The organism is Sphingopyxis sp., from assembly GCF_050916055.1.
In the GTDB taxonomy this organism is placed as follows: Bacteria; Pseudomonadota; Alphaproteobacteria; order Sphingomonadales; family Sphingomonadaceae; genus Sphingopyxis.
Genome location: NZ_CP051527.1, coordinates 2,528,235 through 2,544,046, shown reverse-complemented (window position 1 = coordinate 2,544,046; position 15,812 = coordinate 2,528,235). Strand labels below are relative to the sequence as shown.

Annotated in this window: 14 protein-coding genes and 1 tRNA gene; 9 read left to right on the top strand and 6 right to left on the bottom strand. The window is 67.5% G+C overall.

Going from position 1 to position 15,812, the window contains the following annotated elements:
* Window positions 1-113 precede the first annotated feature (113 nt).
* The 3 genes from metH (at window position 114) to HEQ22_RS12335 (ending at window position 4,776) form a co-directional block, all read left to right on the top strand.
* On the top strand, window positions 114-2,741 hold the full coding sequence (metH, locus tag HEQ22_RS12345) for a methionine synthase (RefSeq protein ID WP_432768194.1): 2,628 nt from the start codon (window positions 114-116) through the stop codon (window positions 2,739-2,741).
* Between the two features lie 12 nt (window positions 2,742-2,753).
* Window positions 2,754-3,722 (top strand): phytanoyl-CoA dioxygenase family protein, encoded by a 969-nt coding sequence (locus HEQ22_RS12340; RefSeq protein ID WP_432768193.1) that lies wholly within the window; start codon window positions 2,754-2,756, stop codon window positions 3,720-3,722.
* 94 nt (window positions 3,723-3,816) lie between these two features.
* Window positions 3,817-4,776 (top strand): right-handed parallel beta-helix repeat-containing protein, encoded by a 960-nt coding sequence (locus HEQ22_RS12335; RefSeq protein ID WP_432768192.1) that lies wholly within the window; start codon window positions 3,817-3,819, stop codon window positions 4,774-4,776.
* Between the two features lie 118 nt (window positions 4,777-4,894).
* Here HEQ22_RS12335 and HEQ22_RS12330 read toward each other — a convergent pair whose 3' ends face one another.
* The 5 genes from HEQ22_RS12330 to HEQ22_RS12310 form a co-directional block, all read right to left on the bottom strand.
* Complete coding sequence (locus HEQ22_RS12330; protein WP_432768191.1) at window positions 4,895-5,401, bottom strand: YbjN domain-containing protein; 507 nt, start codon at window positions 5,399-5,401, stop codon at window positions 4,895-4,897.
* A gap of 146 nt (window positions 5,402-5,547) precedes the next feature.
* Window positions 5,548-5,874: an accessory factor UbiK family protein gene (locus HEQ22_RS12325; RefSeq protein ID WP_432768190.1), complete on the bottom strand. Its 327-nt coding sequence runs from the start codon at window positions 5,872-5,874 to the stop codon at window positions 5,548-5,550.
* A 39-nt stretch (window positions 5,875-5,913) separates the two neighbouring features.
* On the bottom strand, window positions 5,914-6,462 hold the full coding sequence (locus HEQ22_RS12320) for a TspO/MBR family protein (RefSeq protein WP_432768189.1): 549 nt from the start codon (window positions 6,460-6,462) through the stop codon (window positions 5,914-5,916).
* 61 nt (window positions 6,463-6,523) lie between these two features.
* A complete protein-coding gene (locus HEQ22_RS12315) occupies window positions 6,524-7,264 on the bottom strand; it encodes a TlyA family RNA methyltransferase (RefSeq protein ID WP_432768188.1) in 741 nt (246 codons plus the stop codon).
* A 139-nt stretch (window positions 7,265-7,403) separates the two neighbouring features.
* A complete protein-coding gene (locus HEQ22_RS12310) occupies window positions 7,404-9,500 on the bottom strand; it encodes a protein-disulfide reductase DsbD family protein (RefSeq protein ID WP_432768187.1) in 2,097 nt (698 codons plus the stop codon).
* Between the two features lie 112 nt (window positions 9,501-9,612).
* Between HEQ22_RS12310 and HEQ22_RS12305 the strand changes: the two genes are divergently transcribed.
* Window positions 9,613-11,268, top strand: a complete 1,656-nt coding sequence (locus HEQ22_RS12305) for an alkaline phosphatase family protein (RefSeq protein ID WP_432770869.1) — start codon at window positions 9,613-9,615, stop codon at window positions 11,266-11,268.
* Window positions 11,269-11,284: 16 nt separating this feature from the next.
* Window positions 11,285-12,115 carry a pyrroline-5-carboxylate reductase gene (gene proC / locus HEQ22_RS12300; RefSeq protein ID WP_432768186.1) on the top strand — a complete coding sequence of 277 codons (831 nt, stop codon included), beginning with the start codon at window positions 11,285-11,287 and terminating at the stop codon, window positions 12,113-12,115.
* 4 nt (window positions 12,116-12,119) lie between these two features.
* Here the strand turns inward: proC and HEQ22_RS12295 are convergent, their stop codons facing one another.
* On the bottom strand, window positions 12,120-12,632 hold the full coding sequence (locus tag HEQ22_RS12295; protein ID WP_432768185.1) for a MarR family winged helix-turn-helix transcriptional regulator: 513 nt from the start codon (window positions 12,630-12,632) through the stop codon (window positions 12,120-12,122).
* 76 nt (window positions 12,633-12,708) lie between these two features.
* Between HEQ22_RS12295 and HEQ22_RS12290 the strand changes: the two genes are divergently transcribed.
* From HEQ22_RS12290 to HEQ22_RS12275, 4 genes are all read left to right on the top strand, one after another.
* Complete coding sequence (locus tag HEQ22_RS12290; protein WP_432768184.1) at window positions 12,709-13,794, top strand: branched-chain amino acid aminotransferase; 1,086 nt, start codon at window positions 12,709-12,711, stop codon at window positions 13,792-13,794.
* Window positions 13,795-13,864: 70 nt separating this feature from the next.
* A tRNA-Gln gene (locus HEQ22_RS12285) sits at window positions 13,865-13,939 on the top strand.
* 302 nt (window positions 13,940-14,241) lie between these two features.
* Complete coding sequence (locus HEQ22_RS12280; protein ID WP_432768183.1) at window positions 14,242-15,018, top strand: SDR family oxidoreductase; 777 nt, start codon at window positions 14,242-14,244, stop codon at window positions 15,016-15,018.
* Window positions 15,015-15,806 (top strand): enoyl-CoA hydratase/isomerase family protein, encoded by a 792-nt coding sequence (locus HEQ22_RS12275; RefSeq protein ID WP_432768182.1) that lies wholly within the window; start codon window positions 15,015-15,017, stop codon window positions 15,804-15,806. The genes HEQ22_RS12280 and HEQ22_RS12275 overlap by 4 nt, the downstream gene beginning before the upstream one ends.
* Window positions 15,807-15,812 lie beyond the last annotated feature (6 nt).

Sequence of the window (15,812 nt, the reverse complement as noted above, 5' to 3'; positions counted from 1 at the left end):
TCCGGCGTCAGCCGGACCTTTAGTCGAGCGGGGTGGGGGCCATCGGCCTTGCGCTACGCCGATGGCCCCCACCCCAACCCCTCCCCTGAAGGGGAGGGGCTTGAAAGAATAAGATGACCGAGAATAGCCGTTCCTCCGCCACCAACTTCGTCAATATCGGCGAACGCACCAACGTCACCGGTTCGGCGGCGTTCAAGAAGCTGATCATGGCGGACGACTATGCCGCGGCGGTCGAGGTGGCGCGCCAGCAGGTCGAGAACGGCGCGCAGATCATCGACGTCAATATGGACGAGGGTCTGCTCGACGCCGAATATGCGATGACCACCTTCCTGAAGCTCATCGCCGCCGAACCCGACATCGCGCGGGTGCCGGTGATGATCGACAGCTCGAAATGGAGCGTCATCGAGGCGGGCCTCAAATGCGTCCCCGGCAAGCCGATCGTCAATTCGATCAGCATGAAGGAGGGCGAGGAGCCCTTCCTCGAACATGCGCGCAAATGCATGGCCTATGGCGCGGCGGTCGTCGTGATGGCGTTCGACGAGGTCGGCCAGGCCGACACGATGCAACGCAAGATCGAGATTTGCGAGCGCGCCTACAAGCTGCTCGTGGGCATCGGCTTCCCGCCCGAGGACATCATTTTCGATCCCAACGTGTTCGCGGTCGCGACGGGGCTGGAAGAGCATGACAATTATGCGGTCGATTTCATCGAGGCGGTGAAAATCATCCGGGTCCGCTGCCCGCACGTCCATTTCTCGGGCGGCCTGTCGAACCTCTCGTTCGGCTTTCGCGGCAACGAGACGGTGCGCCGCGCGATGCACAGCGTCTTCCTCTATCATGCGATCCCCGCCGGGCTCGACATGGCGATCGTCAACGCCGGGCAGCTCGACGTCTATGACACGATCGACCCCGAGCTGCGGAACGCGTGCGAAGATGTCATTCTCAACCGCAAGGTCGCGGGCGAAGCGGAAAGCCCGACCGAGCGGCTGATCGCGCTCGCCGAACGTTACAAGGGCAGCAATCCGGCGCAGGAAAAGGCGGCCGAGGAATGGCGCAGCTGGCCGGTTGCCAAGCGGCTGGAGCATGCGTTGGTGAAGGGTATCGACGCCTACGTTGTGGACGACACCGAAGAGATGCGCCTGCTGCTGCCGCGCCCGATCGAGGTGATCGAGGGGCCGCTGATGGACGGCATGAACGTCGTCGGCGACCTGTTCGGATCGGGCAAGATGTTCCTGCCGCAGGTGGTGAAATCGGCGCGCGTGATGAAGAAGGCGGTCGCGCACCTGCTGCCCTTCATCGAGGCGGCGAAGGAGCCGGGCGCGAAGGGCAAGGGCAAGGTCGTGATGGCCACGGTCAAGGGCGACGTCCACGATATCGGCAAGAATATCGTCGGGGTGGTCCTCCAATGCAACGGCTTCGAGATCGTCGACCTGGGCGTGATGGTGCCGTGGTCGAAGATCCTCGAGGCGGCGAACGAGAATGACGCCGACATGATCGGCCTCTCGGGCCTGATCACCCCCTCGCTCGACGAGATGGTGACGGTCGCCGAGGAGATGCAGCGCGCCGGGATGACGATGCCGCTGCTGATCGGCGGGGCGACGACGTCGAAGGTCCACACCGCGCTGCGTATCGACGTCGCATACAATGGCCCGGTGCTCCATGTCCTCGACGCCAGCCGCGCGGTCGGCGTCGCCACCGCGCTGGTCAGCGACACCGGCCGCGACGCATATGTGAAGGGTTACAAGGACGATTATGAGCATGTCCGCGACGTCCGCGCGGGCCGCGGGCAGAGCGTGCTGCACACGCTCGAAGAGGCGCGCGCCAATTATTACGACGCCTATCTGAGCGACAAGCCGGCGCCGCCGCTGCAGCCCGGCCTCCACCGCTTCGACGACTGGTCGCTCGCCGACCTGCGCGAATGCATCGACTGGACACCCTTTTTTCGCGCCTGGGAACTGCACGGCAATTGGCCGTCGATCATGGACGACGACGTCGTCGGCGAAACGGCACGGGCGCTGAAGGCCGACGCCGATGCGATGCTCGACCAGCTGATCGCCGAAAAATGGCTGACCGCGCGCGGCGTGTGCGCCTTCTGGCCGTGTGCGCGCGACGGCGACGATGTGACGATCCACCTCGCCGAGGAAGAACGCCATGTGACGCTGCCGTTCCTGCGCCAGCAGATCAAGAAGAGCCGCGACCGCGCCAACATGTGCCTCGCCGACTTCATCGACCCGGCGGGCGACTGGATCGGCGGCTTCGCGGTCGGCATCCACGGCATCGATTCCTTTTCCGAACGCTTCCGCGCCGACAAGGACGATTATTCCGACATCCTGCTCAAAGCGCTCGCCGACCGCTTTGCCGAAGCTTTCGCCGAGCGGCTGCACCAGCATGTCCGCACCACCCTGTGGGGGTATGCGCCCGGCGAGCAGCTGACCAACGAGGCGCTGATCAAGGAAGAATATCGCGGCATCCGCCCGGCGCCGGGCTATCCCGCCTGTCCCGACCACAGCCTGAAGCCGATCCTGTTCGATCTGCTCGCGGCGGGCGAAAATGCCGGGCTGGTGCTGACCGAAAGCTATGCCATGCTGCCCACCGCGGCGGTTTCGGGCTTTTATTTCGGCCACCCCGAAAGCCAGTATTTCGGCGTCGCGCGGATCGGCAGCGACCAGCTGGAGGACTATGCGCGGCGCCGCGGGGTCGATATCGACACGGCAACGCGTTGGCTGCGCCCCCACCTCGACTGACGAAAGCTTGCCATGTCCGACGCACTTGAAATCGCCTGTCTCGAGGAGTTTTGGGCGTCGCACAGCGGCAAGGGGCCGCGGATCGACGACATGGTGGGCAAGCTGTTGCTCGACACGCTGGGGCTCGGCAATCAGCAGGTGTTCGAACAGCTTTATCAGGTGAAGCCCGATTTTGCGGGTTTCCAGGCGTGGATTCTCGAAACCGCGGGGCCGCCCGATCCGCGGCTCGTCGACCGCTATCACGCGTGGCTTTACGACATGCCGCCGGGCGCCGCAGCACAGGCGCAGCTCGACGCGATCGCCGCGATGGACGATGTGCTGGGGGCGGACGCGCTCGCCCACTGGGACACGCACGGCTATGTGATCCTGCCCGACGCGATTTCGGCGGACGCGATCGATGCGGTCAAGGCGCTGCTGTGGCAGGTGATCGACGCCTCGCCCGACGATGTCGAAAGCTGGTTCACCGCCAAGACCAGCGGCATCATGGTGCCGCGTTTCCAAGACCCGGCGCTCGAAGCCGCGCGGCGGTCCCCGCGCGTCCACAAGGCCTTTGCCCAGCTCTGGGGCAGCGAGAATCTGTGGGTGACGATCGACCGCATGGGCTTCAACCCGCCCGAGCGTTCCGACCGGCCCTTCGCGGGTTCGGACATCCACTGGGACGCCAGCCTCGTCCGGCCAATTCCGTTCGGAACGCAGGCGGTGCTCTATCTGTCGGATACCGGGGAAGACCAGGGCGCGTTTCGCTGCGTCCCCGGTTTTCATCGCCGGATCGACGACTGGCTCGCCGGATTGGACGGCATCAACCCCCGCGCGGTCGATCATTCGGCCGAGGTGAAGCATGTCGCGGGCAAGGCCGGCGACCTGATCATCTGGCGCCAGGACCTGCCGCACGCCGCCAGCCCCAACCGCTCGACCCAGCCGCGGCTCGCCCAATATCTGAACTATTATTCGCCCGACATGGTCATCCGGCCCTGGCGTTAACCGGTGCGGCCCGCGGCGTCCGGTTTCGGGACGGCCGCCGGATTAACCAGCCTTGCAAACGACTGGCGGCGCGCCGGCTGCTATGATCGCGCCCATGGCAATATCCCATCTCCGCCGGCCGCTGCTGCCGCTCCTCGTCCTTCCCTTTCTGATGGCGCCGGCGCCGCTGCCGGCGCAGACCGGCGGCGCACCCTATAGCGTCGATGGCCGCGGTTTTGCGCGCCTGCAGGAGGCGGTCGATGCGATCGGCGAGGGCGAGGGGACGATCCGCATCGCCCCCGGCTATCACCGCGACTGCGCGGTGCAGACCGCGGGGCGCGTCGCCTTCGTCGCCGCCGAGCCCGGCCGCGCGATCTTCGACGGGGTGACCTGCGAGGGCAAGGCGGCGCTGGTGCTGCGCGGCGGCGGGGCCAAGATCGACGGCATCGTGTTCCAGAACATGCGGGTGCCCGACGGCAATGGCGCGGGCGTCCGGCTCGAAAAGAGCGACCTCGACATCGCCAACAGCCTGTTTCGCAACAGCGAGCAGGGCATCCTCACCGCCGACGATCCGCAGGCGACGCTCAGCATCGACCGCTCGACCTTCTCGCGCCTCGGTCGCTGCGACCGCGGCCTCAGCTGCGCGCACAGCGTCTACACCGGCATTTATGGCCGCGTCGTCGTCACCCGCACCCGCTTCGAAAAGGGCAGCGGCGGCCATTATCTGAAATCGCGTGGAGTCGCGGTCGACATCAGCGACAACAGCTTCGACGATACGCAGGGCAGCGCCACCAACTATATGGTCGACCTGCCGTCGGGCTCGGTCGGGCGAATCGCGAACAACCTGTTCGTGCAGGGCCGCGACAAGGAAAATTATTCGGCGCTGATCGCGGTCGCCGCCGAAGAGCGCAAGAACCCCTCGCGCGGCCTCGCCATCGACGGCAACCGCGCCAGCCTGCCCGAAGGCATGGGCCGCAAGTCGGTGTTCGTCGCCGACTGGAGCGGCGAGGCACTGGCGATCGGCGCGAATGATCTGGGCGCGGGGCTGGCTAAGTTCGAAAAGCGCTCGAACTAAAGCATCCTTCCAATTCCCGTTCGCCCTGAGCTTGTCGAAGGGCCGTCCTTTTCCGTTTCGACGTTGAAAAGAAAAACAGTCCTTCGACAAGCTCAGGACGAACGGATGATGAGGTGAACTAAGCCTCGCCGCGCGTTTCGATCAGCGATGCCGCCAGCGCCTCGGCGGGCGACTTGCCGCCCCACAGCACGAACTGGAACACCGGATAAAAGCGTTCGCACTCGTCGATCGCGCTTTCGATCAGCGTTTCGGTGAGGTCGAGTGGCAGCGAGGCGTCGCTGCCGACCAGCATGCCGTGGCGGAACAGAATGGTGCCGCTGTTCGACCACAGCTCGAAATGGCCGAGCCACAATTGCTCGTTGATCAGCGCCAGCGCCTCGTGCGCCACCGCGCGCTTGTCCTCGACGACGCGAATGTCGGGAAAGGCGAGCAGCTGGATCACCCCGTCGTCGGCGCGCCACACCGCGCGCAGCTCATAGGTCGTCCAGCTGCCCTGCGCGGTCGCGACGATCTCGTCCTCGCCCACCATCTCGTGCGGCCAGTCGTGCGCCGCGAAATAGGATGCCAGCATGTCCATCGGCGCGGCGTCCTGGCCGTCTTCGTCGTCGTAGATATCGTCACTCATGCGCGCGCCTTTAGCGGCAATTTCGCGAAGTTGCGAGTCGGCCATAAATCGTCGCCCCCGCGAAGGCGGGGAGTCGCAATCGGTTTGCACAGCGAAGCGGGAATGGGCTGCCAGCGGCCCCCGCCATCGCGGGGGCGACCTGTTGATCAGGCCTTGGGCTGGCGCGGCGCTGCGGGCTTGACCGGCTTCGCGGCCGGTGCGGGCTTCGCCGCTTTCGCTGCCGCCGCGGGCGTCGCTGAACCTTCCAGCTTGTCGAGCCGGGCCTTCAGCGCTTCGGTCTCGGCGCGCGCCTTGGCGGCCATTTCCTTCACCGCTTCGAATTCCTCGCGGCTGACGAAATCCATCCGGCCGACCCATTCCTTGGCGCGTTCGCGCATCGCGGCTTCGGCCTCGCGGCCGGCGCCGGCGACGGTGCCGGCAACGCCATTCACCATCTTGGCCAGATCGTCGAAAAAGCGGTTTTCGCTCTGCATGTCAGTCTATCCTTCGTCGGGCGTGGGCCCTTGCCGATGCTATATCTGGGTGCTGGCGGCGGTCGGGACAAGGGTTTCGGCGTCGGGATTGCGCTGGTCGATCTGGAAATTCAGGATCGCCGCGAAACTCAGCCACACCATATAGGGGACGAGCAGCCACGCCGCCGCCTTGCGGATCGCGGCAAAGGCAAAGGTCGTCGCGATCGTCAGCATCAGGATGAAGATGATCAGATAGAGCGCGGTCGTCACCTGGTGCAGCCCGAAGAACAGCGGCGACCAGGCGAAATTGGCGACCAGCTGGACAAAGAACAGCAGCAGCGCAAAACCGCGCCCCTTGGCCCCGCGCGCGTGGAGCACCATCGCCAGCGCCAGCCCCAGCATCGTGTAGAGCGAGGTCCACACCACCCCGAACACCCAGCCCGGCGGCACGATCGCCGGCCGGTCGAGCGCCGCGAACCAGCGGTTGTCGTAACCGCTGTTCGACAGGATGCCCATCAGGCTGCCGACCAGCACGATCGCCGGGACCGTCACCAGCGCCCAGCGCAGATAGGACATGCGAAGCTGCCCCGGTGTCGCGATTTCCGTCATCCCCGCACAACCCCCTGCTTGCGATTCCGTTGCAGCGGTGTCGCGGTTGCCGCGGCCAGCGTCAAGCCGCTCGCTTCACCGCCGCGATCAGGAATTCGACATTGCCCTCCGGCCCGGTAATCGGGCTTTCGACCAGGTCAGCGACCGCCCAGCCTTCACCCTCCAGCCAGTCGCGCACATCGGCGCAGACGCGCGCATGCACCGCGGCGTCGCGCACGACACCCTTCTTGCCCACCTCGTGCCGCTCGGCCTCGAACTGCGGCTTGATCAGCGCGACCAGCCGCGCGCCGGGCTGAGCGAACGACATCGGCACGGGCAGCACCTTGGCCAGCGCGATGAAGCTCGCGTCGCAGACGATCAGGTCGATGGGCTCGGTGATGTGCGCGGGGGTCAGGATGCGCGCGCTCGTCTGTTCGTGGACGATCACCCGCGCGTCCTGCCGCAGCTTCCACGCCAGCTGGTTGGTGCCCGAATCGACGGCATAGACGCGGGCGGCGCCGCGGCTGAGCAGCACGTCGGTAAAGCCGCCGGTCGACGATCCGACATCGAGCGCGACCGCGCCCGTCACATCCCACCCGAGGTGGCCGAGCGCATGGTCGAGCTTGATCCCGCCGCGCGACACCCATGGATGGTCGCGCCCCTTGACGCTGACGTCGGCATCGGCGGCGACCTGCTGCCCCGCCTTGTCGATCTTGCGGTCGCCGACGAAGGCCAGTCCGGCGAGGATCAACGCCTGCGCGCGCGTCCGGCTCTCGGCCAGCCCACGATCGACGAGCAGCTGGTCGGCGCGGATTTTAGCCATCAGCCCAATCCCGTCATTGCGAGGAGCCGACGGCGACGCGGCAATCCAGAGTAGGTGTAAACCGCCCTGGATTGCTTCGCGTAGTTTATCCTGAGCGCCTGCAAGGCAGTCGAAGGGCTCGCAATGACGACCGGAGATGTCATTTTTCGGCTAAACCGGTCAGCGTTCCGGGGGTCAGGATCTGCGGCAGTGTCTCGGGCTCTGCCGCCCCCGGCGCGTACCAGAGATACAGCGGCACGCTGTTGCGGCCATGCTCGGCGAGGGTGCGGGTGATGACGGGATCGCCGTTCGTCCAGTCGCCGACCAGCGTGACGACGCCCGCACGATCGAACACCTCCTGCACCGCCGCGCGGTTGATCGCGCCCGCCTCGTTCGCCTTGCATGACAGGCACCAGTCGGCGGTGAAATAGACGAAGACGGGTTTGCCGGTAGCGCGCGCCTTGGCGAGGGCTGGGGGGGAGAAGGTATCGCCATTCGCCGAAGCGACAGCGGCGGTGGCCTTGTAATCGTCGAGTTTCTGGACCGCCTGTACTATGAACAGCGCGAGCAAAAAGCCGGCGCCGGCAACGAGAAGTCGTCTATCGCCTCCGCCACGCTGCTGAGCGCCGATCTGGGTCGCGATGAGCAGGATCATGGAAATGGCGCCCACCCAATAGTGCCATGCCGCTCCATCGGTCTGCCGCCATAGCAGCCATGCCAATGCCAACGCAGTCAGCCCCATAGGAAGCGCCATCCACCTGCGGAACGTCGCCATCCAAGGCCCCGGCTTTGGCAGCCGGTTGCGCAGCCCGGGCACAAAACCGACCGCGAGGAAGGGCAGGGCGAGGCCCAATCCCAAGCCCCCGAAGATCGGCAAAGCTGCCCATGCGGGGAGCACCAGGGTCGCGCCGAGCGCTGCACCCAACAGCGGGCCGCTGCACGGTGTCGCGACGAAGGCGGCGAGCGCGCCGGTCCAGAACCCCCCCGCTGCGCCGCCCTTGTCGACGAGCGCCTGCCCGCCGCCGAACGACGGCAATTCATAGGTGCCGAGCAGGTTGAGCGTGATCGCGAGAGCGAGGATCAGCAGCACGAGCACGCTCAGCGGATGCTGCAGCTGGAACGCCCAGCCGACCTGCTCGCCCGCCGCGCGCAGCGCGAGCAGCGCCCCGCCGAGGAGCAGCGCGGTGACGATCGCGCCAGCGGTGTAAGCGAGCGCCTCGACCTTTGCCGACCGCGCATCGCCGCCCGAGCGCGCGATGCTGAGCGCCTTGAGGCTCAAGATCGGAAAGACGCACGGCATCAGATTGAGGATCAGCCCGCCGAGGATCGCGCCGCCGAGCGCGGTCCAGAACAGGCCGAGGTCGATGCCCGCGTCAGCCGCCACGATCGGCGACCCCGCCGCGCGCACCGCCGCCGGCTCGAACCCGACCGTGAGGCCCCGGCCGTCGGCCAGCTTGAGCAGCGCCTTGACCGGTCCCGCCGCGCCGCCGTTCGCGCGCGCCTCGACGACGATCCAGTCGCCGTTGCGGCTGAAAGTCTGGCGCGCGGCGTAATCGATCACATCCTGCGTTTCGACGAACAGGTGCGGCGCCGTCATCGCCGCCCCGGCGGGCAGCGGGATGCCGAAGCGGACGGTGTCGCCGCGGCGCTCCCAGGTGCCGGCGCGGTCGAGCGGCTGCGGCAACCGCGCGCGCCAGCCGTCGAAACGCGCGCGCGACGCCGCGGTGACGCTGCCGTCGCCCGCCTTCAGCGCGACCGCGACGACCGCCGTCTCGGGCACGCACACCTTGTCGGTGCAGGCCAGCCAGTTGGCGGTGCCGGTCAGCGTCAGGTCGGTGCCCGGCGCGATGCGCCGGTCGACCGTCACATCGGCGAGCAGCGCATAAGGATGTTCGTAGACATGGTTCATCATCCCGAACAGGATCAGCGCCTCGGGGACCGGGTAGCGAAAGGCGCCGACCGTGACGCCTTCGGGTGCATTCCATTCGACGTTGAGCCCGAAGCCCGCATCGCCGCCGTTGAGCCAATAGCCGTGCCATCCCTTGTCGGGGGTCATCGTCAGCGCGATCGCGGTCGCGCCTCCCGGCATCGGCGCCGCCGATTCGGCGACCAGCCGCGGCTGGATATGGATCGGCTGGGTAGGCGCGGGCTGGGCGAGCGCCGGCGTCGTTGCGGCGACGAGCGGCGCCAGCATGGCAAGCAACGCCAATATGGCGCGCCACAGCTTTGTCACACATCGGTTATCGCGCAAATCCATGCTCCGCCCGCGGCCGTTCGTCTCTCGAGGCTTGCCATATAGGCGGCTTTCGTCGAGAGGACAGCCCGCGCTGACGCTCTGGAGGGAGAAGCTGCCCGTGACCCGCAAATATCTGACCACCGCCATTGCCGCCGTGCTGTGCCTGACCGGCGCTGCCGCCGGCCTTGCGCAGGATACGGCGCCGGCAGTGCAAAAGGTTACGGCGACGACGCCGGCGCCGAAGCTGATCGTGATGATCGCGGTCGATCAGTTGTCGGCCGACCTGTTCGCCGAATATCGCGGCAAGTTCACCGGCGGCTTCGCGCGGCTGGCCGCCGGTGCGGTCTTCCCGTCGGGATATCAGGCGCACGGCGCGACTGAAACCTGCCCCGGCCATTCGACGATCCTGACCGGAAATCACCCCGCCAACACCGGCATCGTCGCCAACAATTATTTCGACCTGTCGGTGCCGCGCGACGACAAGCGCGTGTATTGCGCCGAGGATGAAAGCGTTGCCGGGACGGCGTCGGGCGGCGGGAAATATGCCCCGTCGGTCAAGCATCTGCTCGTCCCGACGCTGGGTGACCTGATGAAGGCGCGCGATCCCAGAACCCAGGTCGTATCGGTCGCGGGCAAGGACCGCGCCGCGATCATGATGGGCGGCCACCAGGCCGACGAAGTGATGTGGCTCGCCCCAACCGGGCTTACCAGCTATCGCGGCACCGCACTGTCGCCGGTCGCGGCGCAGGCGGGCACCGCGATTGCCGCCGCGATCGCGCAGCCGCGTCCGGGCCTGACCTTGCCCGCCGATTGCGCCGCACATGACATTGCGATCCCGGTTGGCTCGAAGGGGGCGACCGTGGGTACCGGGCGAATGGCCCGCGAAGGCGGCAATTTTCGGGCCTTCATGGCCTCGCCCGAAGCCGACGGTGCGGTCCTCGCCACCGGCGCTGCGCTGCGCCAGGCGCGCAAGATGGGGGAAGGCGCGGCGACCGATCTGCTGATCCTCGGCCTGTCGGCGACCGACTATGTCGGCCACGGCACCGGCACCGAGGGCAGCGAAATGTGCCTGCAAATGGCAGGGCTCGACCGTGAACTCGGCGATTTCTTTGCGCGGCTCGATGCCACCGGCATCGACTATGCCGTCGTGCTGACCGCCGACCATGGCGGGCACGACCTTCCCGAACGCAATCGCCAGAACGCCTGGCCCGCCGCCGCGCGCGTCGATAGCGCGCTCGACCCCGAAGCGATGGGCAAGGCGGTGGCCGAACAACTGGGCCTCCCGCAACCCTTGCTGTACGGGGACGGGGGCGATTATTATCTGTCGAAGACGTTGACCGCACCGCAGCGCAAGGCCGCTCTTGCGGCCATTCTGCCGCGGCTGCGCGCGCATCCCCAGGTCGAGGCGGTGGCCACCGCCGAGGAACTCGCCGCTCATCCGATCTCGAAGCGCGCGCCCGATGTTTGGACGATGATGGACAAGCTGCGCGCGTCGTTTCATCCGCAACGGTCGGGCGACTTCATCATCGCGCTGCAACCTCGTGTCACCCCGATTCCCGAACCGGGCGTCGGCTATGTCGCGACGCACGGGTCGGTGTGGGATTACGACCGCCGCGTGCCGATGCTGTTCTGGCGCAAGGGGCTGGCCGGTTTCGAACAGCCGAATGCCGTGATGACGGTGGATATCCTGCCGACGCTCGCCTCCCTGATCGGTCTGCCGATCGACACGACCAAGATCGACGGGCGCTGCCTCGACCTGCTCTCGGGCCCCGAAAGCAGCTGCCGCTAACCACGAAGACGGAATCATGACGAACAATTTGCGGAATTTTCCCGGCCGGCTGCTGCTGGTCGGTTGCGGCAATATGGCGGGGGCGATGCTCGACCGCTGGCTGACCGAGGGGCTCGCCCCGGCGCAGGTCGCGGTCGTCGATCCGGCGGCGCCGCCGCGCGCCGGGGTGGCGCACTTCGCCGCGCTCGCCGACTGGCAGGCCGCCGGCGGCGCTGCCGACTGGGTGATGCTGGGCATGAAGCCGCAGCAGCTCGGCGAGGTCGCGCACGACCTTGCGCCGCAGCTTTCGGGCGGCACGCACCTCTTGTCGATCCTCGCCGGGGTGTCGCTCGCCGACCTCGCGGCGCGCTTTCCCGATGCCGGGGCGCATGTCCGCATCCTGCCGAACCTCGCGGCGCGGATCGGCGCCGGGGTGTCGGCGGTCGCAACGCTGGGCGCCGCCGATGAACCCGCCGTCGCCAGCCTGCTCGACCCGCTCGGCCATGTCGTTGCGCTGCCCGACGATTCGACGATGGACCTCGTCACCGCCTTTACCGGCAGCGGCCCTGCGTTCGTCTTCCGGCTGATCGAATCCTATGCCGCGGCGGGCGAACGGCTCGGGCTGTCGGCGGAGGATGCGCTGACGCTGGCGACTGCGACCTTCGGCGGCGCGACGGCGCTGCTTGCCGACAGTGGCGAACGGCCGGGGGCGCTCGTCGCCCAGGTCGCGAGCAAGGGCGGCACGACGCAGGCGGGGCTCGACGTCCTCGACAGCGACGGCCAGCTCGTCGCGCTGATGACCAACGTGCTGCGCGCGGCGCGCGACCGCAGCCGCGAACTCGCCGATCTCGCGCGCGGCGAGGGCTAGCACCCTAAGCCGGATCGCGCCCCAGCTTCGCCACCCGGCCGCGGTCGCGCGGCGGCAGCAATGCCTCGCTGACCTGCCAGAAACCGGTCACCGCCGCCTGGCCGGCATGGGTATAGGCGCGGCTCATCGCGTCGCGCAGCTGAGTAAAGATCGCCGCCTCGATCGCGCGGCCGGCGTCGGTCAGCCGCAATTCCTTCTGCCGCCGGTCGCGGTTGCCCGGCCGCGTGGCGACCAGCTCGCGCGCCTCCAGCTCCTTGATCACCCGGCCGAGCGACTGTTTGGTGATCCCGAGCAAGGCAAGCAGGTCCGAAATCGTCACCCCCGGCTGGCGCGCGATGAAATAGAGCGCACGGTGATGCGCCCGCCCCAGCCCGTGTTCGGCGAGCCGCGCGTCGATCGCGCGCCACAGCGCATTTTGCGCGAAAAACAGATATTCGATGCCGCGCCGCACTTCATCCTCGCGCAAGAAAAGAGCGGAGGCGGCGGGGACTTGTGAAAGAAAATTTTCCTCGGCCATGGCCGCTAACGTTGCGCGCCGGGCCCGTCTTTGGCAAGAGGCGCGCACCATCGACCCCCAAGCCACAGGTATTCGCATGTCCGCTCCCGCCTTCACCCATCTGCCGCATCCCAATCCGGTTGCGGACGATGTCCGCGCGGCGGCGATCGCCGATCCGGCGTTTGGGCGGGTGTTCACCGACCATATGGTGTCGATCCGCTATTCGGAGGCAAAGGGCTGGCACGACGCACAGGTGATGCCGCGCGGCCCGCTGACGCTCGATCCGGCGACCGCGGTGCTCCATTATGCGCAGGAAATCTTCGAAGGGCTGAAGGCATACCGGCTCGACGACGGGTCGATGGGGCTGTTCCGGGTCGAAGCGAACGCCGCGCGCTTCCGCGCCAGCGCGCGCCGCATGGCGATGGCCGAGCTGCCCGACGAGCTGTTCATCGCTGCGGTCAAGGAAGCGGTCGCGGCCGACGCCGACTGGTTTCCGCCGGTCGACGGCGGCGCGCTCTATCTGCGCCCCTTCATGTTCGCGAGCGAAGTCTTCCTCGGCGTCAAACCGGCGTCCGAATATCAGTTTCTGGTCATCGTCTCGCCGGTCGGCAATTATTTCAAATCGGGCGCCCCGGCGATTTCGCTCTGGGTGTCGGAAACCTACACCCGCGCCGGGCCGGGCGGCACCGGCGCCGCCAAATGCGGCGGCAACTATGCTGCCAGCCTCGTCGCGCAGCGCGAAGCGATCGCCAAAGGGTACGACCAGGTCGTCTTTCTCGACGCCGCCGAACATCGCTGGATCGAGGAACTGGGGGGCATGAACATGTTCTTCGTGTTCGATGACGGCAGCATCGTCACCCCGCCGCTGACCGACACGATCCTGCCCGGGATCACCCGCGATGCGATCATCACGCTGGCGACGGACGCCGGGCTCACGGTGCGCGAAGAACCCTATGCGATCGACCAGTGGCAGGCCGATGCGACAAGCGGCCGCCTGACCGAAAGCTTCGCCTGCGGCACCGCCGCGGTGGTGACTCCGGTCGGCAAGGTGACGCGCGGCGACGCCAGCTTCACCATCGGCGCCGGCGGCCCGGGACAGGTCACCGCGATGCTCAAGGGCAAGCTCGTCGACATCCAGCGCGGCCGCGCCGCCGATCCCCACGGCTGGGTCACGCGGCTCTAGCTTGACACAACCTAAGGGCGCCTTGCCAACAGGGGCCGAGGCGCTATAGAGCGCGCTCGCACCGGCCCGTTGGGGCGTCGCCAAGTGGTAAGGCAGCGGCTTTTGATGCCGCCATTCGCAGGTTCGAATCCTGCCGCCCCAGCCAGCCGGTGTCCTTTTCCGCTCTGATCCGAACAAGCGTCGCGGCGACCGCCCATCGGCGCGCGCGGGCGCGCGATCGCGTCGTCTTCAAGCTGTCGTCATGCGGGGGGAAGTGCGAACCCTTTATCCCCCGCCCGCCGCGCTTGGCAGCCGCGGCGGGGGATGAGGTTGTGTGTGCACAAGAGAACATTAGGAGAACATTGGCGCGACGTCAAGCTTCTTTTTCCGCGCCGGGCTGGCCGCCCCGCAGTTGACGTAAACGTCAGTCGAGGCCAAGGCCGGGGCCATATAGCGAAAGGGAAAACGATGGCCGAGCAACCCAAATTTGACCTGACGGGGCGCGTCGCGCTCGTCACCGGTGCTTCGTCGGGGCTCGGCGCGGGATTCGCTGCGGCGCTTGCCGCTGCGGGGGCGAAAGTCGTCCTGGCGGCTCGCCGCACCGACAAGCTGGCCGAGCAGGTCGCCGCGATCGAGGCGGCGGGCGGGCAGGCGGTCGCGGTCGCGATGGACGTCACCGACGAAGCATCGACCAGGGCCGCCTATGATGCCGCCGAGGCCGCCTTCGGCACCGTCGACACGATCGTCGCCAACGCCGGGGTCGCGACCGAAAAGATGGCGCTGGGCCTGAGCGTCGACGAGGTCGACTTTCTCCACGCCGCCAATGTCCGCGGCGTCTTCCTCACCGCGACCGAAGGGGCGCGGCGGCTCGACAAGGATGGCGCGCGCGAGAAGCAGCACGGACGCATCGTGCTGATCGGGTCGATCACTGCCGAGAAGGTCTTTCCCGCGACCGCGGTCTATGGCGCGACCAAGGCGGCGGTGCGCCATCTGGGCAAGGCGCTGGCGCGCGAATGGGCGCGGCGGGGGATCAGCGTGAACGTCATCCAGCCCGGCTATTTCGCCTCCGAAATGACCGCGGTGTTGTTCGAAAGCGACGTCGGCGACACGATGGTCAAAAGCTTCCCGCGCCAGCGGATGCGCCCGCCGAGCGATCTGCACGCGCCGCTGCTGCTCCTCTGCTCCGATGCGGCGCAGGGCATCACCGGCAGCGTGTTCACGATCGACGACGGCCAGACGCTGTGAGCGACCACCTGCTGATCGAGGCACGCGGCGCGGTCGAGATCGCAACCCTCAACCGCCCCGAGCGGCTGAACGCACTGAACGAAGGGCTGGTCGAAGACCTCAATGCCTATTTTGGCGGGCTCGCCGATCGCCCCGCGGTGCGTGTCGTCGTCCTGCGCGGTGCGGGGCGCGGCTTTTGCGCCGGGCTCGACATCCAGGAAGATCGCAGCTCCGACGAGACGCCGGTGCTGCGCACGCTCCGCACTCAGACCCGCATCGGCAATATCTATCGCAAGATGCGCGCCTGTCCGCAGCCGATCGTCGCGCTCGGCCACGGCGCCGCGGCGGGCGGCGGCTTGTCGCTGCTGCTCGCGTCCGACGTGCGCTACGCTGCGCCTTCGTTCCGCTGCAACGCCGCCTATATCCGCATCGGCCTTGGCGGCTGCGACATGGCGTCGAGCTATTTCCTGCCGCGCCTCGTCGGGGCGAGCCTGGCGGCGGAGATGATTCTGACCGGGCGCTTCATCGACGCCGACCGGGCGCTGCGCGCCGGGCTGGTGAGCGAGATCGTTGACGAGGATGCGCTGTTGGACCGCGGCCTCGCGCTCGCCGACGAAATGCTCGCGACCAGCCCGCACGGGCTACGCCTGTCGAAACAGGCGCTGGGGCTGAATATCGATGCGCAGAGCCTTGAGGCCGCAATGGCGATCGAGGATCGCCAGCAGGTGATTCTGGCGGCGACCGAAGATCATCGCGAAGCGCTGGCCGCCTTCCTCGAAAAGCGCGCGCCCGACTATCGCGAGCGCTAGCGCGGG